The organism is Microbacterium sp. ISL-103, from assembly GCF_018613995.1.
Taxonomy (GTDB): Bacteria; Actinomycetota; Actinomycetes; order Actinomycetales; family Microbacteriaceae; genus Microbacterium.
Genome location: NZ_JAGGPD010000001.1, coordinates 1 through 3139 on the forward strand (window position 1 = coordinate 1; position 3139 = coordinate 3139).

At 64.2% G+C, this 3139-nt stretch carries 3 protein-coding genes; all 3 read right to left on the reverse strand.

The window, feature by feature from the left end; genetic code table 11:
• A partial coding sequence (locus J7E68_RS00005; protein ID WP_215168688.1) for a DEAD/DEAH box helicase occupies positions 1-1344 on the reverse strand: 1344 nt, incomplete at its 3' end.
• Positions 1298-2605, reverse strand: a complete 1308-nt coding sequence (gene brxD, locus J7E68_RS00010; RefSeq protein WP_215168690.1) for a BREX system ATP-binding protein BrxD — start codon at positions 2603-2605, stop codon at positions 1298-1300. The genes J7E68_RS00005 and brxD, both read right to left, overlap by 47 nt.
• The coding region (locus tag J7E68_RS00015) for a hypothetical protein (RefSeq protein WP_215168692.1) at positions 2602-3139 on the reverse strand (538 nt) is incomplete at its 5' end. The genes J7E68_RS00015 and brxD, both read right to left, overlap by 4 nt.

Sequence of the window (3139 nt, forward strand, 5' to 3'; positions counted from 1 at the left end):
CGCGAGGAACCCTTCCGCAATCAGGTACTCCAACACTTCAGGAGCGCTATCCATGACGGTCGACCCAGCCCACCAGTCGCGCCACGATGCCCTAGCAAAACGACCTTCCTGAAGCGCGAGCGCGAGCAGCTGCTGCGCCGCAATGTGCCGCGGTGCGGGAGGCGGAGTGACAGGTTCAACGAACCCACCGCCCCAAAGGTGGAGCAGTCCGGCCGCGCGAAGCAGCGTGTCGTTGTCTGTCGCAAGGAATAGCGCGTTCCGCACCGTACCCGAACGCCGACCCGTTCGTCCCAGCCGTTGCAAGAACGACGAGACTGATCGGGGCGAGTCCAATTGAATCATGCGATCCAAATCGCCGATATCGATGCCGAGTTCCAGAGTCGACGTCGCGACGATCACGCAGTCGCGGCCGTCGGCAAATGCCCGCTCGCTCCGTCGTCGCTCATCAACCGACAGCGAGGAATGCGACACATACGTCTCCACGCCGTTGCTCCGCAACGCGAACCCGAGCTCTTCGGCTTGCGCCCGCGATTCACAGAACACGAGCCGCTTGTCGCCTCGGAACATCTGCGACAGCACGATGGCAGCGTTGTCCACTGACCCGACGAAATCAAGTGTGACCTCCGGAGCCACCGGCGCCGCCCCCTCTCCGATCACGACTCTGGCTGGAACACCACCCTCAGCGTTCGATCCTTGCAGCCAACGCAGGACCTCCTCCGGGTTACCGAGCGTCGCTGAGAGCCCGATCCGTTGGATGCGTTGACCGCTCAACCGCTGGAGCCGCTCAAGCACCGCGACGAGGTGCCACCCTCGGTCGGACGCAGCGAAGGCATGCACCTCGTCAGCAATGAGCACCCGCACCGACCGGAAAAACAGGTGATGATCGATCCGCCGCGACACCAGCATCGCCTCCAGCGACTCCGGTGTCGTCAACAGAATGTCGGGGGGATCGCTGAGGACCCGACGCCGCTCTCCGTCGCCGATGTCTCCGTGCCAGAGCGCCACCCGCCGCCCTAGCCACGCGGCGTACTGCTCAACCCTCGGCAGGAGGTTGTTGAGCAACGCCTTCAGAGGTGCAACGTAGATGACGCTGAGCCCTTGCCACCCCTCGTCAACCATCCGCGACAGCATCGGGAACAACGCCGCTTCCGTCTTACCCCCGGCAGTCGGAGCGATGAGGAGACAATCAGCTCCGGAGCGGACGGGCTCGATTGACGCCCGTTGCAGTGGTCGAAGGTCGTACCAACCCAGCGTGTTCGCGACGTGGTACTCCAGCGCCGCGGTGAGCTCGGTGTCGTCAGACATCGATCTGAATGGCGTCGAGGCCGCCGGCAGCACGCTCATCCGCGTTGAGTTCGCCATCGGCCACGGCGACAGCCGACGCCTCCGCCGGAACGTAATCCGCGAACTGTTCGACCTTATCTAGCGTGTCGACGAGCTTGCGCAGGTAGAGGCGTGGAGCGACGCCGACTCTACCGCCGAGTCGACCGGCGATGGTGTCGCCGAGGCCCGCGAGGTAGTCGTCCGTCACGAGCGACTGAATGCGATCCGCAGCCGCACTTCCGGCGGCATAGATCTCTCTGACTCTTTCACCCAACTCTTGCAGGCTCTCCTTCTTGAACCCGAGCAATCGCACTTGCGGCGCACGCGGATTATCCCAGCGCGGGTCGCCACTGAAATCGACCCCGACCCGGGCTGCGAGCGGAGGGAGCCGTTGGACACCTTGGGTTCCGTCGAAGAATGCGGGAGTCCCGGTGATGAGGATGTAGAGCCCTGGAAAGCGCCCAGCATCCACCTCGTCGAGCAACTGCCGCAAGGCATTCAACGCCTTCTCACGCACATCGCTTCGCACTCGCTGCAGCGTCTCGACCTCGTCTAGAACCAGCACGAGGCCGCGATAGTCCGCATCACGTAGGACGGCGAGCAACCCCTGCATGAAGCCAAATGCTCCGAAGTGGTCGAGATCGCCGCGAATTCCTGCTCCGCGGCGTATGGACGCCGCGACATGGGGTTGTCCTCCGAGCCAAGCGATGAGCCCGTCCGCAGTCTCGACATCACCACGCGTTGTCGCCGAGTGATACGCCCGCAAAGCTGCACCAAAGGCCGGCGCGGTTCGCGATACAACGGCAAGCCGCTGCTCCAGCAACATCTGTGTACGCTCTGCCAATTCTTCTCGATCAGATGGATCCACGCCGGCCTCGACGGCGTCTTCCTCGAGCACACGGAGCCACTCGTCGATCACCTCGCGGAACGCGCTGGGCGCCGTGGCTTCGGTCGCGAGGTTCTCCGTGATCCGTCGATAGATCGTTTCGAGGCGATGCAGAGGTGTCTCGGTCTCCGATATCTGCACCTCTGCGGTCGCGAATCCCCTTTGCTTCGCCGACTCGATGAGCCACCGGGCGAAGAAGGTCTTGCCCGCGCCATACTCACCACGCACTGCTTTGAAGACCGCGCCTCCCTCGGCGACGCCATCCAATTCTTCGCGCAGGGCGTCGTGGAACCGGTCGAGCCCCACCGCCATGACGTCGAGCCCGCGCTGCGGCACAGTTCCACGACGCAGCGCATCGATGATCTCGCGCCTACGCCGTGGACTCACCGTCGTCATGATCGATTGCCCAACGCGAACTGCTCCCGCAGGAGTGACTCGTCGAGTGTGACGGTGACCTGATCCGCGTCAAGATCGACGACGGCGTATCCGTCGACGTTCAACAGGCGACGCAAGGACGCCAGCACGCCCGGAAGGGAGGATGCCGCAACGCCCGCGGCGACCGCGACTGTGTCACGGTGAGCGCGCCCACCGCCTGCGACGAGCGCGGTGATGATTGCCCGTACGGTCTCGTCCTCGATCGGATGCCGACCGCCCAGCCGCTGTCGCTCGCGGTACGTTTCGCTGCTCACGAGCATCTCGTCGAGCCTGATGCCGGGAGGCACCCCTTCGACAGGAGCAGCAAGCAGCTCGTCAAACAATGCAGGACCGGACGGGGCGGGCTTGCGTATGCGAGGTTTCGATGGGGCGGGAGTCGCTGCGGCAGCTGTGGATACCGGCCGCACTGGCTCGTTCCACCAGACCGGTTCCTGCGGAGGAGCTTCAACCCAACCATGCGGGTCACCGGCGCCAATTGACTTGAACACGACCACC

Coding starts and splice junctions, on each gene's coding strand:
- brxD (WP_215168690.1), bottom strand. CDS start 2,605: ATGACGACGGTGAGTCCACGGCGTAGGCGCGAGATCATCGATGCGCTG.